Below are 18,788 nucleotides of genomic sequence, written 5' to 3' on the forward strand. Positions count from 1 at the left end.
CCCCGCCGAAATCCGACCCAGACAGCTGAGCCGGTTCGCTCAGGCGGTGGCGGCCGCGGATTCCACGGGCGTGGCGCCGACGAGTTCGTCGAAGCGGGCGATCACCTTCTCGTGATACAGCGCGAACAGGTCCTCGAACAGGGCGAGCTGGGCCTCGGTCGGCGCCGACTCGGCATCCCACACCGCCAGCAGCGCCCGCCAGACGAGCACGTGCAGATCCGGCGCCACCGCGAAGTAGGCGGCGATCGCCTCCGGCACCTCGACGACCATGTCGGCTACCGAATTCAGCACGGCGCGTTGCATGCTCATCCCGAGGACGCCGAGCAGCTTGCGCACGAGGGCGATCTCGGCGGCGATGATGCGTACGTGATCGGGCACGGACTGGCGGGCCATCGCCTCCAGCTCGTCGACGGCGGCGGCGAGCTCGGCCGGATCGAGCACCTTCTCCGCCTCGGTGTAGCCGAGCAGTGCCTCCAGCACGATGCCGCGTTCCACCTCGACGATGTCGGTGAACATCTCGGCGGCGACGTCGGGCGCGGTGACGGAGAACCGGAACAGATGCCGGTAGACATCCATCCCGCCCTCTTCCCTGACGTCGCGGATCGTGAAGCCCTTGCCACGACGGGCCTCGACGAAGCCGTAGGACTCGAGCCTGCCGAGGGTGAGTTGCGCGGTGGCGCGGTTCATCCCGAACTCGTCGGCGACCTGGCGGACCGACGGCATCAGCTCGCCGGGCCGGTATTCGCCGGTGGCTACCCGGCGTGCCAACTCGTCGGCGACGTCGGCGACCACCGTCCGGGATCCCATCGAAACAACACCTCTCGGTCATCATCCGGCTACGTCCCAGACAGTTTATGCGCAGAATCCCCACCCCGCACCCACCCGCGGTCGCTGTGGGGCGGTTCACGTCGGGCGGCCGATCATCGCGAAGAACCAACCGACCGGCCCGATCGGCAATCCCTCGGCAATCCACCATGGCCTTGCCGCCGACGGCGGAACCGGCGGAAACATGTGTGGCACAGCGCCTGGCGTGGATCAGACAGCATTGCGCGCCACCATGTTTGACTACGCAGGCAACGGGACAGCTAAACAGTGATTCCGGCCGCGCGGCTCAGATCATTTCCTTCTCGCTCATCCAGCGCATGATCGGCCAGCCGAGGGCGACGGGGATCCAGCAGGTCAGGACGCGGTAGAGCAGAACAGCGGGGACCGCGATCTCGGCGGGCACGCCGAAGGCCGCGAGACCACCGATCAGCGCGGCCTCGACCGCGCCGACGCCACCGGGTGTCGGCGCGGCCGAGGCGAGCGTGCCGCCGATCATGGTGACGATGGTGACGGCGACGAAATCCGTACCGCCGCCGAAGGCTTCGATACTCACCCACAGCGCGAACGCCTTACCGAGGGTGATCGCACCGCAGCCGCCGACGATCAGCGAGAACCGGATGGGGTCGCGAGCCAGGTCGGCGAGTTCGCCGAGGACTTCCGTCAACTGCGGGCGCACCGATTGATTCACCCAGCGGCGCAGTGTCGGCACGAACATGAACGCGCCGATCAGCCCGACCCCGACGCCCGCGGCCAGGTACAGCACCGTCGCGTCGGGCACGATATGGGCGAGATTGGTCGAGGTACCCGCCACCACGCTGAACACGACCAGCAGCACGACGTGGGTGATCACCTGCACCGATTGCTGCAGCGCAACCGCGGCCGTGGCGCGCATGGTCGTCATGCCCGCCTGCTGCAGGAACCGCACGCTCAGCGCCAGGCCACCGACGCCTGCGGGGGTGGTCGTGGCGACGAAGGTGTTGGCCAGCTGTTCCAGGAACAGGTAACGCATCTTGACCACCCAGTCCGCGCACGCGCCGAGCGCGACCGCCGCGGCGAGGTAGGTGAGCGCCGTGATCACCAGGCCGAGCAGCGCCCACCACCAGTTCAGCGTGCGCAGCTGACTGAAGAAGGTCGGCACCTGACTGAAGAACGGGTAGGCCACGTAGACCAGCGCGCCCAACAGCACCAGCTGGATGATCTGGTTGCGGGTGAAGCGGGTGAGCTGCGCGGACTGGATGCGGTCGTGCCCGGTCTGCTCGCGGATCTCCTCGCGCGCGGTGGCCATCACCTTGGTCCAGTCGGGCACCGACTTGCGGATGCCGGTCGGCATGGCCGATTTCGTGAGCCGCCTGGCCGCGGTGACGACGGCGCTCTCCCCGAGCACCTCGATCGCCGCCGACACCGCTTCGTGTTTGCCGTACAGCGAGGTCGTGGTGACCAGCAACTGGGCGATGTCGGTCTGCCGTTGCGCCTCGGAGGCGCCGAACTCGGCGGCCGCGAAGCCGCCGAACAGCGTGTCGCCCTGGTGGACTCGCACATAGCCGGCCTGCAGGTCACCGAGGCTGATCTGGTGCTCGTGCAAGCGCAGCAAGGAACGCCACACCCCGGGCAGCACTTGCGCCGACAGCTTCCGGATCGGGGTGCCGTGGGGAAGGGTGTGCGCGTACAGCATCCAGCCGCGGTCAAGGCCCGCCACGGCGACCTGCCTGCAGTCGGCCATGCCGACGTCGCCGATCGCGATGCCGAGCAACGCCCGATGTTCCACCGCCCGGTGCATCGACCCGTGCAGCGGCGCGGTTTCGCTGGACCGGAAGGTGATCCAGCGCCACAACTGCCTGACCGCGCCGAAGCTGCGCTGGTTCTTGCCGTACATCTCGACGACGAGCTCGGACTCCGGGCCGTCGACGTCCGTCGCGAGCAGCAGCGGGCCGCGCCCGGCGGGCCGGTCGACCCGGAAGGCCCGCACGGTGTAGCCGCGCCGGGCCAGCACCCGGACTGCCGCCTCCAGCGGCACCTCGAGCGCGGGCGTGCCGACCAGCCACACGATCACCGCCCCGACCAGCCAGCCGACCACCAGCCCGAGCATCGCCCTGGCAGGCACCACGGAGCTGACCGCCAGGTGGATGGGCGCGAACATCAACAGCAGGAACCACATCCAGCGCCGTGGCCGTACCGGTAGCCACGGGCTGGAGACGGTGAGCATCGCGGCCAGCATCGCGATCCAGCGCGGGTCGTCGAGGAACTGCGCGAGGAAGGTGTCGAATCGGTCCGGCACCGGCAGATGCCATTTCGGCGTCGAGATCCCCGCCCCGGTGATCGAGAGCGCCAGCAGGGCGAACAGACCAGCGGCCGCGTATCCCGCGAGCAGCTTCCACTGCCTGCGCACCACCAGTTCGATCAGGATGGCGAACGGCAGGGCCAGGATGAGCATTCCGTAGACCAGGTAGATCATGGTGGACTGGTCCTGGCTGAGGAAGTCGACGATATTGGACACCGCCCGTTCCAGCGCCAGCCATTCCGGCCTGGTGATCAACGAGCCGGCGACCACCACTCCGACCCCGATAGCCGCAAGCACGACCCGGATGATGTCGCTGGTCCGCCGGGTCAGCGGCTGCAGGAGACTTCCCGTGACCGGGATCTCCCGACCGTCGACTCGCATGAGCCGCACGATACACACCGACACGCCGTCGACCCGCCGTGACATCGCACAAGCTTCCGGCCGCCTCCGCCCTGGTGAGGCCGGTCACAGACCGTCACATCGTCGGGTTGTAGCTCGTCCAGGTAGCAGGGAAACACTCGCTCGCCCGGAAGGAACTCTCATGCAGGTTCTGCTCGCAGGCGCCACCGGCGCCATCGGCCGCCCGCTCATCCGCGCGCTGACCGCGAACGGTCATCAGGTGTCGGCCATCGTGCGTAATCCCGACTCCCATCCGCTCGTGCGCGAACTCGGCGCCGAGCCGATCACCGCCGACGTCCTCGACCGCGACGGGCTGCTCCGCGCGCTCGACGGCGCCTGCGCCGATGCCGTGATCCACGAGGCGACCGCGCTGCGCGACGCGAAGGTGCAGCGCCGGATTCCGGCCGACGATCCGACCGGTCTGCTGCGCACCGTCGGCACCGCCAACCTGCTCGAGGCCGCCGGGCTGGTCGGCGCGGGACGCTTCCTCACCCAGTCGCTGATCCTCGGCTACGGCTATCACGACCACGGCGACCGGCCGGTCACCGAGCGCGATCAGTTCGGCGTGTACAACGGCGGCGTGGCCGACGAGGTCGTGCGCGCGACCGTCGCCGGGGAGGATCTGGTCTTCGCGGCGCCGGTCGACGGAATCGCGTTGCGGTATGGGCTGTTCTACGGTCCCGGCGCGTTCAGCGACCTGTTCGCCGACATGATGCGCAAGCACAGCCCGGTCGGGCCGCTCGGTTCCGGCGGGGTGAACAGCTGGGTTAGCTGGGTCCACGTCGACGATGCCGCGGCCGCGACGGTCGCCGCGCTCGAACGCGGGACGGCGGGGCGGGCGTACAACCTGGCCGACGATACGCCGATCACCTGGCGTGAGTTCTTCGGCGAAGTCGCCCGCAGCCATGACACGCCGCGACCGATCCGGTTGCCCGCGTGGATGATTCGGCTGGCTGTGCCCTATATCGGCGCGCTCATGTCCGATACTTCGATGCGGATCTCGAGCGCGCTGGCGCACGAGGAACTGGGGTGGCGGCCGCGGTACGCGAGCGTTGTAGAAGGGCTCGCAGCGCACTGACGATTCTGCGTCGGGGTCGCGCGGTCGTCACAGCGCGGTGCCGGCGGTTGCTGCGTGGCGCGCGGCGAGTCAGTGCGCGGCGCGTGCGGTGACAGCGGCGCGGTCGTGTCCCGGGATCAGCTCGATGCCCTCGGGCAGCGCGTGCAAGCGGTGGACGGTTTCGAAGGCCGCGTCGCGATCGTCGTCGAACAGGTCGCCCGGCATCGGAGCCTTCTCCCGCAGCAGCTCGACCTGCAGCGTGCTCCACACCGCGTCACCCGCCAGCAGCACCCGCGATCCGTCGTCGACGGCGAGCAGCACACCGACGCTGCCCGGCGTGTGCCCGGCCAGGTCGACCAGCAGCACCGAACCGTCGCCGAACAGGTCGTGGCTGCGGGCGAAGGTGAGCACCGGCGGTCCGTCGAGGTCGTAGAGATCGAAGACGCGGCCGCGCAGCGGACCGCGCGCGACGCCGAGCGGGGCGTGCGATCCGCCCATCGCCCAGCGGTATTCGATGTCGGGCACCCGGATCGGCACCCAGCCGGGCAGCTCGTACAACCCGGCGACGTGGTCCCAGTGCAGGTGGGTCGGCAGGACGAAGTCGATGTCGGCGCCGGTCAGCGCGTTGGCGGCGAGCACCTCGCTCAGGCCGTGCACCGGCTGCTCTGGCGCGACCAGCAGCGAGACGGGGAACGGCAGCTCGGGCAGCACCCGCTCGTGCACGCCGGCGCAGATCGCCGGGTCGACCAGGAAGGTGGCCGACGGGTGCCGGACCAGGAAGGTCGCCATGGTCATCGGTGTCGAGCGCAGTGTCCGCACGCCCTCGGCGACGATCGCCGTCGGCGCGGACAGGTCGGCCTGGATCAGCGCGGTGAGCTCGACGGTGTTGTGCGCCGGGGGAAGCGGGGCCGAGTCGAGCTCGGCGAGGAAAGCGGCATCGGCCTGACGCGGCCACACCAGGCGCGGGACCGTGGCGGCGGCAGCGACACAGCAGGCAAGAAGCGTCGATAACATCGGCCTGCGCTCACCCATAGCTGCCACCGTAGGCGATTGCCCACAACCCGACCACCACGTACTTTTCGGGGAGGCGTGCGCGCATACCGATCACGCAAACAAACGACAACATCCAGCGACTGTCCCGCTAACTCCGGCGACCTCGGCGGATGATGATCCGATGGCAGACCACATCGTCCAGGTGCAATGGAAGGCAACGCCGGAGGAACACGACTATCCGGCCGCCGCCGACTACCTCGAGCTGCTCGGCGACGCGACGGTGGTCGAGGCGATCGTGGCCCAACTTCGCAGCGCACCGGTGGTCGTGAAGAAGGCGAAGGACATTCTGCGCGCCTCCCAGCTCGAAGCGCTCACGCCCGACAACCCGCACGTGCGCAAGGACCTGCTCAAGATCAACGAGGGCAAGCCGCTCTCGCCGATCCTGCTGGTGCGCGGTGACTGCCGCAGGAATGTGCCGATGCTGATCGCCGACGGTTACCACCGGGTGTGCGCGCTCTACTTCGCCGACGAAGACGCGGAGATCCCCGCCAAGATCGCCGCGATGCCGTGACCTTCACGACCCTGGCGCTGGTCGTCGCGCTCGGGGTCGCCGGGCCGCTGCTCGCCCTGCCGAAACGGCTGCATCTGCCGGTCATCCTCGGCGAGATGATCGCCGGGATCATCTTCGGCACCACGGGCTTGCGGATTCTCGACGCCGAGGATCCGATCTTCGTCTTCCTCGCCGATATGGGGTTCGCGCTGGTGATGTTCGCGGCGGGCACCCATGTTCCGGTTCGCGATCCGGCAGTACGCGGGGCGCTCGGCGCCGGGGTGGTGCGGGCCGCGCTGGTCGGCGTCGTCGCGGCGGTCGCGGGCTGGGCGGTGGCGCAGGCCTTCGGCATCGGCCACGGCGCGATCTACGCGGTGCTGATGGCGTCGTCCTCGGCGGCGATGGCGCTGCCGATCATCGACTCGCTGCGGTTGAGCGGACCGCCGGTGCTCGCGCTGACCGCCCAGGTCGCCATCGCCGACACCGCCTGCATCGTGGCGTTGCCACTGGTGATCGACCCGGGCAATGCGGCGCGGGCCGCGCTCGGTGCGGTGGTGGTCGCCGCCTGTGCGGGAGTGATGTTCCTGATCCTGCGGTATCTGCAGCAGACGGGCGCGCAGCGGCAGGTGCACGTGGTGTCCGAGGAGCGCAAGTTGACCCTGGAGCTGCGGGTGAGCCTGGTGCTGGTGTTCGCGCTGTGCGGGGTCGCGAGCGCGATGCACGTGTCGATCATGCTCGGCGGGTTCGCGGCCGGGCTGGCGGTGGCGGGTGTCGGTGAACCGCGCCGGGTGGCCAAGCAGGTGTTCGCGATCAGCGACGGTCTGCTGGCGCCGCTGTTCTTCGTCTGGCTCGGGGCGCGGCTGGATCTGCGTGAGCTCGGGGAGCATCCGCAGTTCATCCTGCTAGGGCTGGCGCTCGGTCTCGGCGCGGTCGCGGTGCACTGCACGACACGAGTCATCGGGCAGCCGCTGACCTACGGTGCGCTGGCGGCGGCACAGATCGGGGTGCCGGTCGCCGCGGTGACGGTGGGGAGTCAGCTGGGGGTGCTGGTGCCGGGTGAGGGTTCGGCGATCATGCTGGCCACCCTGTGCACGATCGCGATCGCGACGATGGCGGCGAGCCGGTTGGCGGCGAAAGCGCCTGTTTAGTCGGAGCGGCCCATCAGCCGATCCGTTTCGCGGCGTTCGCGTTTGGTCGGCCTGCCCGCACCGCGTTCCCGCTGCGGGATGGACGCGAGGACTTCCTTCGGCGGTGGCGGCGGGCTGCGGTCGATCATGCACTGTGCGGCGATCGGTGGTCCGACGCGCTTGTGGATGATCCGCTCCACGACGACGATGCGTTCGATACCCGCGTGCCGGATCCTGACCTCGTCGCCGAGTTTCAGCTGGTGCGCCGGTTTCACGGTCACACCGTTGACACGCACGTGCCCGCCACGACAGGCTTCCGCCGCGGCCGAGCGCGTCTTGAACAATCGCACCGCCCAGATCCACGAATCGACGCGGGCCTGGGTGATGGAGCGTTGTTCGGCGGGGCTCACCCCTTAGACGATACGGCGAGCCGTGACGACGTCGTCGGCGCTGAGGTGGGTGTAGGACACCGGGGTGCCCGACTGCACCGCGTTCAGCAGCTGACCGTTGCCCGCGTAGATGCCGACGTGGCCGCCACCGTTGGTGATGACGATGTCACCGGCCTGCAGGTTGTCGAAGGACACCGGAGCGCCGACGTGCGACTGCTCGAAGCTGGTGCGCGGCAGTTCGATACCGGCCTGACGGTAGGCCCACTGCACGAGGCCGGAGCAGTCGAAGCTCGAGGGGCCTGCGGCACCCCAGCTGTAGACCGCGCCGAGCTTGGTCCGCGCTGCGTCGAGCGCGACGTTGCCCGCCGACTGCTGCTGCTGGAACGGGTTGTCGAAGTTGACACTCGGCAGCTGCGGAGCGGCCTGGCCCTGCGGCGCGACCATCGCCTGGAGCTGCTTCTCCACCTGCTGCGCGGGCTGCTCGAGCTCCGGCGGCAGATCGAAGTTACCGAGGCCGGGAATGTTGATCGTGGCGGCCTGCGAAATCGCGGGCATCGCACCGGTCGTGGCGGCCACCGCACCCAGGACGAGTGCACCCTTGACGGAATTCGGCAGTCGAGAATCCCGCTGCAAGCTGTGTTTACCCACCGAGACGAGTCTCCGATCTTGCTGCTCCACCACCGCGTCGTCGGAATCGCTTGGTGCGACGACTGTTCGGCGGTGACTCAATGGCGCCGTTTCTCTGACGAAGCGACAGACTCCACTAAGTCACGAGAAGATTACGGCCTGTGATGCAGGCTGTCCAGCGAAGCGCGCAAGTTGTTTTCCCTGCATCCGCGAATCCGCAGGACAAGGGGCATTTCCCCGGCGTGTCGCCACGCATAACGGCTCGATCTCCGCAGCGGGCATTCGTTATCAACCGCGGCGGGCGAGCCGTCGCTCCAGTTCCGCGATGCGCGTGCGCGCGTCGGCCAGGTCGACTTCCAGCCTGCCGAGCGCGATCACCAGCGGCCCGATCGCCAGGTCGGCGATCGCCGCCGGATCGTCGTATCCGGCGTCGATGGTGGCGAGCACGCCGCGCCGGATGGTGTCGGCCAGGAAAGCGCCCGCGGGCAGCTCCCAACCCGCGACGATCTCGGCGGTGGAGGCCACCTCAGGCTCGGCGTCGTGACCATCGCGCCAGGATTCCTCGACCATGCCGCTCCGTCCCCATTCCGCTCGTCTTACGTTCGCTAGCAGTATCTAGGACACAGCCCAGAGTTACCGAGATTCTGCCGTGCCGACGCGCTACGGTTGTCCGGCATGGACCCCGTGCGCAATCCCTACGCCCCCGGCGCCGGCCAACGTCCACCCGAATTGGCCGGGCGCGACAAGCAACTCGCCGCCTTCGACATCGTGCTCGAGCGCGTCGCCAGGGGCAGGCCGGAGCGCAGCGTGATGCTCACCGGTTTGCGTGGCGTGGGAAAGACCGTGCTGCTCAACCAGCTTCGCTCGGCCGCTGTCTCGCGCAGCTGGGGGACCGGCAAGATCGAGGCGCGGCCGGATCAGGATCTGCGCAGGCCGCTGTCGTCCGCGCTGCACATGGCGGTACGCGCGATCGCGATGGCGCACCGCAATCCCGAACACGTCGACGACTTCCTCGGCATCCTCAAGGCCTTCGCCCTGCGCGCCACCGCCGACAAGGGCATGCGCGAACGCTGGCAGCCCGGCATCGATGTACCCGCGGTGACCGGGCGCGCCGATTCCGGCGATATCGAGATCGACCTGATCGAGCTGTTCAAGGAGGCCGCTGCGCTGGCGGCCGACATCGGCGTCGGGATCGGCATCTTCATCGACGAGATGCAGGATCTTGGCCCTGCCGATGTGTCCGCGATCTGCGGCGCCTGCCACGAGCTCAGCCAGGACGCCGCGCCGCTGATCGTCGTCGGCGCGGGGCTGCCGCATCTGCCCGCGGTGCTCTCGGCGTCCAAGAGCTACTCGGAGCGCCTGTTCAGTTATCACCGCATCGATCGGCTCGACCGGGAATCGGCGGACCTCGCGCTGATCGCCCCCGCCGAGCGCGAAGAGGTGAAGTTCACCTCCGAAGCCCTCGACTCGCTCTATCAGAAGGCCGACGGCTACCCGTATTTCGTGCAGGCCTACGGCAAGGCGGCCTGGGATCAGGCGCCGGAGAGCCCGATCACCGCCGAGGACGTCGAGGTCGCCGCACCGACGGCCGAGGAAGAACTGGCGGTCGGCTTCTTCGGTTCCCGCTATGAGCGCGCCACGCCCGCCGAGCGCGAGTACATGCGCGCGATGGCCGATCTCGCCGGCGACGACGGCCCGGTGGCGACGTCGGCGGTGGCCGCCGAGCTCGGCCGCAAGCCCGCCTCGGTCTCCCCCGCGCGCGACGGCCTGATCAAGAAGGGCCTGATCTACTCGGCCGAACGCGGCACGATCGGCTTCACGGTCCCGCACTTCGGCCGCTACCTCCGAAGCGTATAGCTCTCTTCGGCTATCTAGCCCTTCTACTAGATATGCCGATACGGACCTCACGGGCTGCGTCCGCAGGTTGATCTACAGATTTCTAGCAATAGCGCTAGAAAGCCGAAGAGTCTCCTTGATAACGACCGGAGCCCGTCCGGATTCGGTTGCGCATCAGCTGGATAACGCGAGGATTCGCGGGCTAACGGCCCGGAAATCTGATTCGAAAATGTCCATACAGGACCACCACGCCACACACGCCCCGACCCCGAGGAGGGGCCCGCCGCGCAGCGGCGGGTTCGCGGCCGTCCCGCTGATCAGGCGTCATGGCGCAGGCGACGAAGGAGCAAGCCATGGCGCCTGATCAGCGGGACCCAAGGGGCCGCGAACCCGAGCGCGCCAGCGCTCCGATGAACACAGTCCGACGCGCGACGGTCACCGCCGACGACGGCGTGCCGATCGCGGTCCGCACCTTCGGCGCCGCCGACGCGACGCTGACCGTCGTCTTCGTCCACGGCCACTGCCTGCACACCGAGTCCTGGGCGATCCTGCGCGAACAGCTGCTCCGGCACTGGGACGCGGGGACAAGGATGGTGTTCTACGACCACCGCGGCCACGGCGAATCCGGGCACGCCCACCACACGACCTACACGATCGACCAGCTCGCGACCGACCTCGACGCCGTGCTGCGCGCGATCGCGCCCACCGGGCCGGTCGTGCTGGTCGGCCATTCGATGGGCGCGATGGTGCTGCTGGCCTACGCCCGGCTGTTCCCGGCGGCGATCGGCGAGCGGGTCGCCGGGATCGGGTTGATCGCCGGCGCGGCGGGCGGGATCACCGAGGTCGGCCTCGGCAGGCTGCTCAACCGGCACGCCGTCGCCTCGCTCCAGCGGGCCGTCGTGCACGCGCCGCGGGTGATGCAGGCGTCGAAGCGCTTCTCGCGCTGGATCTTCGGACCGCTGATCCGCGAGGCGAGCGCGGGGACCAGGCGGGTGAACCCGCGGGTCGCCGCGATCGCGACCGCGATCCTCAACGAGACGCCGCTGCTGACGATGTCGGGTTTCCTGAGCTCGCTGCTGACCTTCGACGAGGCACACACCCTGCCGCGACTGAGCGAGCTGCCTACCCTGGTGCTGGCAGGCTCGGCCGACCTGATGGTGCCGTTCACGCACTCGGTGGTGCTCGCCTCCCAGCTGGCGGGCGCCGAACTGGTGCGAATCGAGGGCGCGGGGCACAGCGTCATCCTCGAGTGCGCCGAGGAGGTCGCCCACTCGATCGCCACGCTGGTCGAGCGCGCGGCCGAGGGCGTCCGCAAGCACTACGCCGTCGCGGGCTGAGGTCGCGAGTTACCGGACGGCAACCGCGGGATCCGACCCAACTTCGGGCGCAAACCGAAAAGCTCGGTTATTGTGGTGGAGATCACGTTGTGTGGTGAGTCACACGGCTCGGTGCAGTGCGGCCCGGGAGTTCACGGGCGTGCCAGGTGATCCGACGAGTCGGTATGCCCGCCATATACACAGGAGGTAACGATGACACGCAGCGATATCGCGGAACTGCGCTACGCGGTCGGCCAACTCCGGCAATCGATCGGCGCACTGCGCTCCAACTACGGCGACGCAGCCACCGTGCGCAGGTTGGAGAACGACCTCGAGCGGCTCGTCATCGATGCCGAGGAGTTCGAGCAGGCGCCACCGCCGGAGCTCGCCGCCCCACGCAGGGCGGAACCGATCTATGTCCCGGACAGCAAGTCCGACGAGGCCGCCTGGATGGGCGCGCAGGACGAGGGGCTCGGTTTCCACTCCCGGCCGCGAACCAAATAGAAGACCTGTTCACCGGCGCGGCGGTCCTGCCACCCAGGGTCGCCGCGCCGACCCCTGTCCGGACCCGGCATTCCCGGCCTGTGACAGAGATCACCGAGGCGGTCATGGCCGGTTGAGGGAGACCCGGCTCGAGCGGCGATAACACAGGCGTATGGTGCTCCACATCACAATCCATCGCGGTGGGGAATGATCAACCGCCGCACGGCCTAGATCAGCGAGGCATCCACCGTGAGTGCCGCACCGACCACCACCCCGCCGTCCGGCACGGGCGTCTTCAGCAAGACGAGAGCCCGTATCGCCGCGCGCACCCTGCGCACCGACCGGTGGTGGCTGCCACCCCTGCTCACCGCAATCGGCCTGGCCGCCTTCGTCGGCTACGCGACGATCAGATCGTTTGTGCGCACGGCCTATTGGGTGCCGCAGTACCACTATCTGACGCCGTTCTACTCCCCGTGCCTGAGCGACTCCTGCGCACCGGGATCGAGCCACTTCGGCACCCCGTTCGGCGAACTCCCGATGTGGATCCCACTCGGCTTCGTTGTGCTGCCGTTCCTGCTCGGCTTCCGGCTGACCTGCTACTACTACCGCAAGGCCTACTACCGCTCGGTGTGGTTCTCCCCGCCGGCCTGCGCGGTCGCCGAACCGCACACGCGCTACACCGGTGAGTCGCGGCTGCCGTTGATCATCCAGAACTCGCACCGCTACTTCTTCTATGTCGCGGTGGTGGTATCGGTGATCAACACCTACGACGCGATCACCGCATTCCACGGTGACACCGGCGGTTTCGGCTTCGGTCTCGGCAATATCGTGCTGACCGTCAACGTCATTCTGCTGTGGGCCTACACCCTGTCGTGCCACTCGTGCAGGCACATCGCGGGCGGCAGGCTCAAGCACTTCTCCGCGCATCCGGTGCGGTACTGGTTCTGGACCCAGGTCTCCAAGCTCAACACCCGCCACATGGCGCTGGCCTGGACCACCCTCGGCACCCTCGCGCTCACCGACTTCTACGTGATGTTGGTTGCGAGCCAGACCATTTCGGACCTGCGGTTCGTCAACTGATTTCGCGTCGACTCGAGGAGCTTCATCGACATGCCAGAAGTGGAACAACACGACTACGACGTCGTGGTGATCGGGGCGGGCGGCGCCGGATTGCGTGCCGTCATCGAGGCAAGGGAGCAGGGGCTCTCGGTCGCGGTGGTGTGTAAGTCGTTGTTCGGCAAGGCGCACACCGTGATGGCCGAGGGCGGCTGCGCGGCCTCGATGGGCAATGCCAACGAGAAGGACAACTGGCAGACCCATTTCAAGGACACCATGCGTGGTGGCAAGTTCCTCAACAACTGGCGGATGGCCGAACTGCACGCGCGCGAAGCCGCCGACCGGGTGTGGGAGCTGGAAACCTATGGCGCGCTGTTCGATCGGACACCGGACGGGCGGATCAGCCAGCGCAACTTCGGCGGCCACACCTACCCGCGCCTTGCCCACGTCGGCGACCGCACCGGACTCGAGCTCATCCGCACCATGCAGCAGAAGATCGTCTCGCTGCAGCAGGAGGACCACGCGGCCACCGGCGACTACGAGGCCAGGATCAAGGTCTTCGCCGAGTGCACGATCACCGAACTGCTGACCGACAACGGCCGCATCGCGGGCGCGTTCGGGTACTGGCGTGAGTCGGGCGGCCTGGTGCTGTTCAAGGCGCCCGCGATCGTGCTCGCCACCGGCGGCATCGGCAAGTCCTACAAGGTGACCTCGAATTCCTGGGAGTACACCGGCGACGGGCACGCGCTGGCGCTGCGCTCGGGCGCGACGCTGATCAACATGGAATTCCTGCAGTTCCATCCGACGGGCATGGTCTGGCCGCCGAGCGTGAAGGGCATCCTGGTCACCGAGGGCGTGCGCGGTGACGGTGGCGTGCTGAAGAACTCCGAGGGCAAGCGGTTCATGTTCGACTACATCCCGCCGGTGTTCAAGGGCCAGTACGCCGAGACAGAGGCCGAGGCCGATCAGTGGTTGCGCGACAACGATTCCGCGCGCCGCACCCCCGACCTGCTCCCCCGCGACGAGGTCGCCAGAGCGATCAACGAGGAGGTCAAGGCCGGGCGCGGCACCGAACACGGTGGCGTCTACCTGGATATCTCCTCCCGGATGCCCGCCGACGAGATCGTGCGCAGGCTGCCGTCGATGCATCACCAGTTCAAGGAACTGGCCGACGTCGACATCACCGCCGAACCGATGGAGGTCGGCCCGACCTGTCACTACGTGATGGGCGGCATCGAGGTCGACCCCGACAGCGGCGCGGCCGTTGTCCCCGGATTGTTCGCCGCCGGTGAGTGTTCCGGCGGCATGCACGGCTCGAACCGGCTCGGCGGCAACTCGCTGTCGGACCTGCTGGTATTCGGCAGGCGGGCCGGGCTCGGCGCGTCGGCCTACGTCAAGCAGCTCACCGAGCGGCCCGCACCGGCCGGCGCCGATATCGAGGCAGCCGCGAAAACCGCACTGGCACCGTTCGATCCACCCGCGGCCGGTCCCGGCGAGAACCCCTACACCCTGCACAGCGAGTTGCAGGAGACGATGAACGACCTGGTCGGCATCATCCGCAAGGAACACGAGGTGCGCGAGGCGATCGAGAAGCTGGCGCAGCTGCGCGCCAGATTCGCCAACGTCACGGTGGCAGGGCAGCGGCAGTTCAATCCCGGCTGGCACCTGGCGCTCGACTTGGCCAACATGCTGCTGGTCAGCGAATGCGTGGCCGAGGCCGCGCTGTTGCGCACCGAGAGCCGCGGCGGGCACACCCGCGACGACCACCCGGGCATGAATCCGGACTGGCGCAACAAACTGCTGGTCTGCGCGATCGACCCCGCCACGGCGGGACAGCAGATGCCGGCGATCACGGTCACCCCGGCCGATCAGACGCCGATGCGCGAGGACCTGCTCGCCCTGTTCGAACTGAGCGAACTCGAGAAGTACTACACCGGGCAGGAATTGGCCGAACATCCGGCCGCGAGCTCGGCCGAGGGAAAGGCGTAGCGATGGGGTACGACGCCCGGTTCCGGGTCTGGCGCGGTGATGTCGACGGCGGCGGTCTCGAGGACTTCACGGTGCTGGTGAACGAGGGCGAAGTGGTGCTCGACATCATCCATCGCCTGCAGGCCACCCAGGCGCCCGACCTCGCGGTGCGCTGGAATTGCAAAGCGGGCAAATGTGGTTCGTGTTCGGCGGAGGTGAACGGCAGACCGGGGTTGCTGTGCATGACGCGAATGTCGACGTTCACCCAGGACGAGGTGATCACGGTGACGCCGATGCGCACGTTCCCGATCATCAAGGACCTCGTTACCGACGTCTCGTTCAATTACGAGAAGGCCAGGGAGATACCGTCTTTCACGCCTCCTGCGGATCTCGCGCCGGGCGAGTACCGGATGAAACAGGTCGACGTGGAGCGCTCACAGGAGTTCCGCAAGTGCATCGAGTGCTTCCTGTGCCAGAACACCTGTCATGTGGTGCGTGATCACGAGGACAACAAGCAGGCCTTCGCCGGGCCGCGCTATCTGATGCGCATCACCGAACTGGAGATGCATCCGCTCGACACCGCCGATCGCCGCGAATTGGCGCAGGAGGAAGCGGGTCTGAGTTATTGCAATATCACCAAATGCTGCACCGAGGTCTGCCCGGAAGGCATCAAGATCACCGACAACGCGTTGATTCCGTTGAAAGAGCGCGTCGTCGATCGTCGATACGACCCGATTGTCTGGCTGGGCAACAAACTGTTCCGGCGGTAGGCAGCTGCGCTGCGGGGTCCGCGCAGGCGAACCCCGCAGCGACTGCTACCTACAACACGGCTACAGTCCCTACCGCGACTAATCCGACCAGTAATCCGATGAACAGCGCCGCGAGCAACGAGCCGGTGAGCACATAGATTCCGACCGACGACACCGCGAAAAGCAGTATCACGATCAGGCGCTCCACCCCGTCCTCAGGCGCCAGCCTCCGGTACCGGGGTGGCATTTTCTTCAACCCTCGGTCCATAACCAAGGGTTACCCGCCGCGTCTTGATCCAAACGTGATCAAGGGCGATCGAACTCGCCGTCGTGCACGCCCGCGGTGAACGCGGCCCATTCGCTCGGGGTGAAGATCAACACCGGCCCGCCGGGGTTTTTGCCATCGCGTAGGGCGACATACCCGTCGTCCAGCATGGCGACCTCGACGCTGCTGCCCGCCCCCGCGGTGCCCGCCCGCAGCCAGGTGGCGCCGGTGGTGTCGATGGTGCGCTTGCTGTTCACCGTGCGCCAAGCGCGCAGGCGAACGCGCCGTTGTCGATGCCGCGGGTGAAGGCGTCCCAGCTCGGTCCGTCGAAGACCAGAGCGGGGCCCGCCGGGTTCTTGCTGTCACGGACGCCGACGCGCCCGCCGTACAGGAACGCGACTTCGACGCAGTCCTTGCCAGCGCCGCTGCGCGTGCTCTTGAACCAGTGTGCGTCGACGAGATCGAAACTCATGCCACATACTCCTTCGCGACCCGCCGCAGCAGGTCTCTACTCGGTTGAATATCCAGCGCATGACGCTGGAGGCACTCGTGAGCCCGGTCGTACCTTCTGACATCCGCGCGTCGTTCCAGGTAGAGATCGCCGGTGAAGCCTTCGGCATACACCACCGGCGGTTCGACCGGTTGCCCCTTGCTGTCGGTGCCGAACTCGAGAACCGTGAAAGGTCCGGTGGAGACTCCGAGTGGAACACCGGCGGCAAACGGCAGGATACGCAGAGCCACATTGCTTCGGGTACTCGTGTCGGCAAGATGTCGCAGCTGCGCAGCCATTACCTTTGCATCACCGACGATGCGATGCAATACCGATTCGTGCAGAACCACATCGATCTCTGCGGGCGAATGCTTGCGGGTGATCAACGCCTGCCGTTGCAGCCGCAACGCGACCCTTCGGTCGAGTTCGTCGACCGAATCCTTGGGATAGCCCAGGTGATTCAGCGCCCGCGCGTAGTCGGCCGTCTGGAGTAGGCCGAGGACCAATTCGGACTGATAGGCCCGCAACCGATGCGCCGATGCCTCCAAACCCACATAGACGTCGAAGTTTTCGGGAATCAGATCGCCGTAGGCGTGCCACCAGCTCTTGACAGCGGCCTGCTGCGCGAGGCCGGTCAATCCTTCGGCGAGATCGTCGGGAATGCCGTAGATCCGGCACAGTTCGTGGATGTCGATCGTCCGAATGCGATCGGCCTGACCCTTTTCCAGGCGCTGCAGTGTGCTGGCGCCCCATTCCATCAACTTGGCCGCCTCGGCGATGGTCAGACCCGCCTGGGTTCGCCAATCGCGCAGATAGCGCCCGAGCTGGCGGCGCGGCAGTGTCGAGGAGACACCCGCCGCCGTGCCACCCGCTCCGGTCGATGCGTTCGTTGCCACAGCCCCACTCCTCCTGTGTTCGCAACCCGCCACGACCCATAACCCCGGTCTGGCGGTGGATTTCGTCCACTATGGGGAATCCTGCACTCCCCCTTGGATCTTGTGCTGGGAATTCGCGCTAAATATCGGGATCGGCGTGTACTGACCGTTAGCCGGGCGTTTGCGTGCTGTGCTTGGTTCATGCAATTGAGCGATGTGAACATGCATGTTGCCGCTGCACTACTCGGTTGCGGCACCGATCCGGGCCCTATGGACGCCGAACAGGCCCATGCCGCAATGCAATCGCACCTGGACTGCACCGTCGACGAGTGCCGGGTGCGCAGGCGGGCGCGCGACACCCTGGTGGAGTCGGGGCGCTGCGTGCTCGACCAGCGCGCGATCCGTTAGCGGTGCCGGTGATCGGTGATCGGGGTGCGCGGGCCGAACTTCGGTTTGCGCGCCTGGCCGCTGAGCGCGAGCAGCCGGACCGCTCGATAGCGGTGCGGGCGTAGCGGTTCCAGGTACTCGATCATCTCCGCGTCGTCGATCGGGCGGCCGAGCAGGCTCCAGCCGACCACCGCGGCCAGGTGATAGTCGCCGACCGAGAGGGCGTCGGCGTCACCGAAGGCCCGCTGCGCGGTCTCGGCAACCGTCCAGACACCGATGCCGGGGAGGCTGCGCAACCGTTGCGCGGCCTCGGCGGGCGGCAGGTCGGCGGTGCGCTCGATCGAGTCGGCCACCCTGGCGGCGCGCACGATCGTCTGCGCGCGCTGCGGCCCGACATTGGCGCGGTGGTACTTCCACGACGGGATGCGCCGCCAGGTCTCGGCGTCGGGCGCGACCATCAGACCGGCGGGTGCCGGACCTGGCGCCTTCGTCCCGAACTCGCGCACCAGGCTCCGCCAGGACGCGAACGACGACTTCGTGTGCACCTTCTGCTCGAGGATCGCGGGCACCAGCGACTCGAATACCAGCCCGGTCCGCAGCATGCGCAGGCCGGGCACCACGCGATGCGCTTCGACCAGCTTGGGATGGTCGGGAGCGAAGTCGTCGAGGTCTTCCTCGAGACAGAGCATCCGGTCCAGACCGGCCAGGAATTCCTCGGCGCCCGGCCCCCACGCCCGCGCATGCGCACCGTCGCGGCCGTCCTGGGTGAGCCGGTAGGTGACCACGCCGCTCGGCATCCGCGAGGCGTGCCAGTGCGCGCCGTCGAGGTCGACGTGATGGCACGGGTCGCCGCCGCCGCGCCGCAGCGGGACCACGGTCAGCCCGACGTCGAACGGCCTGGTCGACCGGACGGTCCTGGACACCCCGGCCGTCGTCAGGCCGGGGTCGAGGGTCTGATCGCGCACCCGACCATTGTGCGCGCCCGATCCGGTGCGGATGTGGATTCGTAATGTTCGCCACGTGGACCGCGATACCCCTCCGATGGCAAACATCTGGCATCCCCATCGCCGTAGGAGGTAAACCGATGATCACCAACGCGCTCAACTGGCTGCTGGCAG

The 18,788-nt window shown here is 67.8% G+C and carries 21 protein-coding genes; 10 read left to right on the top strand and 11 right to left on the bottom strand.

The features are described 5' to 3' along the window. Window positions 1-39 precede the first annotated feature (39 nt). Both ACWF9G_RS12850 and ACWF9G_RS12855 read right to left on the bottom strand, forming a co-directional pair. Window positions 40-807 (bottom strand): GntR family transcriptional regulator, encoded by a 768-nt coding sequence (locus ACWF9G_RS12850; RefSeq protein WP_379306779.1) that lies wholly within the window; start codon window positions 805-807, stop codon window positions 40-42. Between the two features lie 304 nt (window positions 808-1,111). Further along, window positions 1,112-3,484: a lysylphosphatidylglycerol synthase domain-containing protein gene (locus tag ACWF9G_RS12855; protein ID WP_379306781.1), complete on the bottom strand. Its 2,373-nt coding sequence runs from the start codon at window positions 3,482-3,484 to the stop codon at window positions 1,112-1,114. 160 nt (window positions 3,485-3,644) lie between these two features. On the opposite strand from ACWF9G_RS12855, the gene ACWF9G_RS12860 reads away from it, so the two are divergent. Then, window positions 3,645-4,580, top strand: a complete 936-nt coding sequence (locus ACWF9G_RS12860; RefSeq protein WP_452515314.1) for an NAD-dependent epimerase/dehydratase family protein — start codon at window positions 3,645-3,647, stop codon at window positions 4,578-4,580. Between the two features lie 69 nt (window positions 4,581-4,649). Here the strand turns inward: ACWF9G_RS12860 and ACWF9G_RS12865 are convergent, their stop codons facing one another. Further along, entirely contained in the window at window positions 4,650-5,573 is a 924-nt protein-coding gene (locus ACWF9G_RS12865; RefSeq protein ID WP_452515316.1) for an MBL fold metallo-hydrolase, read from the bottom strand. 172 nt (window positions 5,574-5,745) lie between these two features. On the opposite strand from ACWF9G_RS12865, the gene ACWF9G_RS12870 reads away from it, so the two are divergent. Continuing rightward, on the top strand, window positions 5,746-6,123 hold the full coding sequence (locus tag ACWF9G_RS12870) for a hypothetical protein (RefSeq protein WP_452515439.1): 378 nt from the start codon (window positions 5,746-5,748) through the stop codon (window positions 6,121-6,123). Continuing rightward, window positions 6,120-7,250: a cation:proton antiporter gene (locus ACWF9G_RS12875; protein WP_452515318.1), complete on the top strand. Its 1,131-nt coding sequence runs from the start codon at window positions 6,120-6,122 to the stop codon at window positions 7,248-7,250. Before ACWF9G_RS12870 ends, ACWF9G_RS12875 begins: the two co-directional genes overlap by 4 nt. Here the strand turns inward: ACWF9G_RS12875 and ACWF9G_RS12880 are convergent. The 3 genes from ACWF9G_RS12880 to ACWF9G_RS12890 form a co-directional block, all read right to left on the bottom strand. After that, window positions 7,247-7,639, bottom strand: coding sequence for an RNA-binding S4 domain-containing protein (locus ACWF9G_RS12880; protein WP_379306789.1), 393 nt, complete (start codon window positions 7,637-7,639; stop codon window positions 7,247-7,249). The two genes, ACWF9G_RS12875 and ACWF9G_RS12880, sit on opposite strands and share 4 nt — an antisense overlap. A gap of 3 nt (window positions 7,640-7,642) precedes the next feature. Next, a complete protein-coding gene (locus ACWF9G_RS12885) occupies window positions 7,643-8,173 on the bottom strand; it encodes a C40 family peptidase (protein WP_379306854.1) in 531 nt (176 codons plus the stop codon). Between the two features lie 360 nt (window positions 8,174-8,533). Then, window positions 8,534-8,815 carry a hypothetical protein gene (locus ACWF9G_RS12890; protein WP_379306791.1) on the bottom strand — a complete coding sequence of 94 codons (282 nt, stop codon included), beginning with the start codon at window positions 8,813-8,815 and terminating at the stop codon, window positions 8,534-8,536. 105 nt (window positions 8,816-8,920) lie between these two features. Between ACWF9G_RS12890 and ACWF9G_RS12895 the strand changes: the two genes are divergently transcribed. From ACWF9G_RS12895 to ACWF9G_RS12920, 6 genes are all read left to right on the top strand, one after another. Beyond that, a complete protein-coding gene (locus ACWF9G_RS12895) occupies window positions 8,921-10,102 on the top strand; it encodes an AAA family ATPase (protein WP_379306793.1) in 1,182 nt (393 codons plus the stop codon). A 389-nt stretch (window positions 10,103-10,491) separates the two neighbouring features. Next, window positions 10,492-11,418, top strand: coding sequence for an alpha/beta fold hydrolase (locus ACWF9G_RS12900; RefSeq protein ID WP_452515321.1), 927 nt, complete (start codon window positions 10,492-10,494; stop codon window positions 11,416-11,418). 192 nt (window positions 11,419-11,610) lie between these two features. Beyond that, window positions 11,611-11,901 (top strand): hypothetical protein, encoded by a 291-nt coding sequence (locus tag ACWF9G_RS12905; RefSeq protein WP_189031575.1) that lies wholly within the window; start codon window positions 11,611-11,613, stop codon window positions 11,899-11,901. Between the two features lie 228 nt (window positions 11,902-12,129). Further along, complete coding sequence (locus ACWF9G_RS12910; RefSeq protein ID WP_452515323.1) at window positions 12,130-12,960, top strand: hypothetical protein; 831 nt, start codon at window positions 12,130-12,132, stop codon at window positions 12,958-12,960. A gap of 30 nt (window positions 12,961-12,990) precedes the next feature. Next, window positions 12,991-14,925, top strand: a complete 1,935-nt coding sequence (locus ACWF9G_RS12915) for a fumarate reductase/succinate dehydrogenase flavoprotein subunit (protein WP_452515325.1) — start codon at window positions 12,991-12,993, stop codon at window positions 14,923-14,925. A gap of 2 nt (window positions 14,926-14,927) precedes the next feature. Next, on the top strand, window positions 14,928-15,674 hold the full coding sequence (locus ACWF9G_RS12920) for a succinate dehydrogenase/fumarate reductase iron-sulfur subunit (RefSeq protein ID WP_379306801.1): 747 nt from the start codon (window positions 14,928-14,930) through the stop codon (window positions 15,672-15,674). 49 nt (window positions 15,675-15,723) lie between these two features. Here ACWF9G_RS12920 and ACWF9G_RS12925 read toward each other — a convergent pair whose 3' ends face one another. From ACWF9G_RS12925 to ACWF9G_RS12940, 4 genes are all read right to left on the bottom strand, one after another. Then, the gene (locus tag ACWF9G_RS12925; protein WP_229740032.1) at window positions 15,724-15,861 is read right to left on the bottom strand and encodes a hypothetical protein; all 138 of its coding nucleotides are present in this window, start codon (window positions 15,859-15,861) and stop codon (window positions 15,724-15,726) included. 98 nt (window positions 15,862-15,959) lie between these two features. Next, window positions 15,960-16,175 carry a DUF397 domain-containing protein gene (locus ACWF9G_RS12930; protein WP_452515327.1) on the bottom strand — a complete coding sequence of 72 codons (216 nt, stop codon included), beginning with the start codon at window positions 16,173-16,175 and terminating at the stop codon, window positions 15,960-15,962. Then, a complete protein-coding gene (locus tag ACWF9G_RS12935) occupies window positions 16,172-16,390 on the bottom strand; it encodes a DUF397 domain-containing protein (RefSeq protein WP_189031590.1) in 219 nt (72 codons plus the stop codon). The genes ACWF9G_RS12930 and ACWF9G_RS12935 overlap by 4 nt, the downstream gene beginning before the upstream one ends. Continuing rightward, the gene (locus ACWF9G_RS12940; protein WP_379306806.1) at window positions 16,387-17,304 is read right to left on the bottom strand and encodes a helix-turn-helix domain-containing protein; all 918 of its coding nucleotides are present in this window, start codon (window positions 17,302-17,304) and stop codon (window positions 16,387-16,389) included. Before ACWF9G_RS12940 ends, ACWF9G_RS12935 begins: the two co-directional genes overlap by 4 nt. A gap of 180 nt (window positions 17,305-17,484) precedes the next feature. Here ACWF9G_RS12940 and ACWF9G_RS12945 point away from each other — a divergent pair, with 180 nt between their 5' ends. After that, window positions 17,485-17,691, top strand: a complete 207-nt coding sequence (locus ACWF9G_RS12945) for a hypothetical protein (RefSeq protein ID WP_379306808.1) — start codon at window positions 17,485-17,487, stop codon at window positions 17,689-17,691. Here the strand turns inward: ACWF9G_RS12945 and ACWF9G_RS12950 are convergent. Continuing rightward, a complete protein-coding gene (locus ACWF9G_RS12950) occupies window positions 17,688-18,635 on the bottom strand; it encodes a DNA-3-methyladenine glycosylase family protein (protein WP_452515329.1) in 948 nt (315 codons plus the stop codon). The genes ACWF9G_RS12945 and ACWF9G_RS12950 overlap by 4 nt on opposite strands. Between the last annotated feature and the right edge of the window lie 153 nt (window positions 18,636-18,788).

It is taken from the genome of Nocardia sp. NPDC055029 (assembly GCF_053608525.1).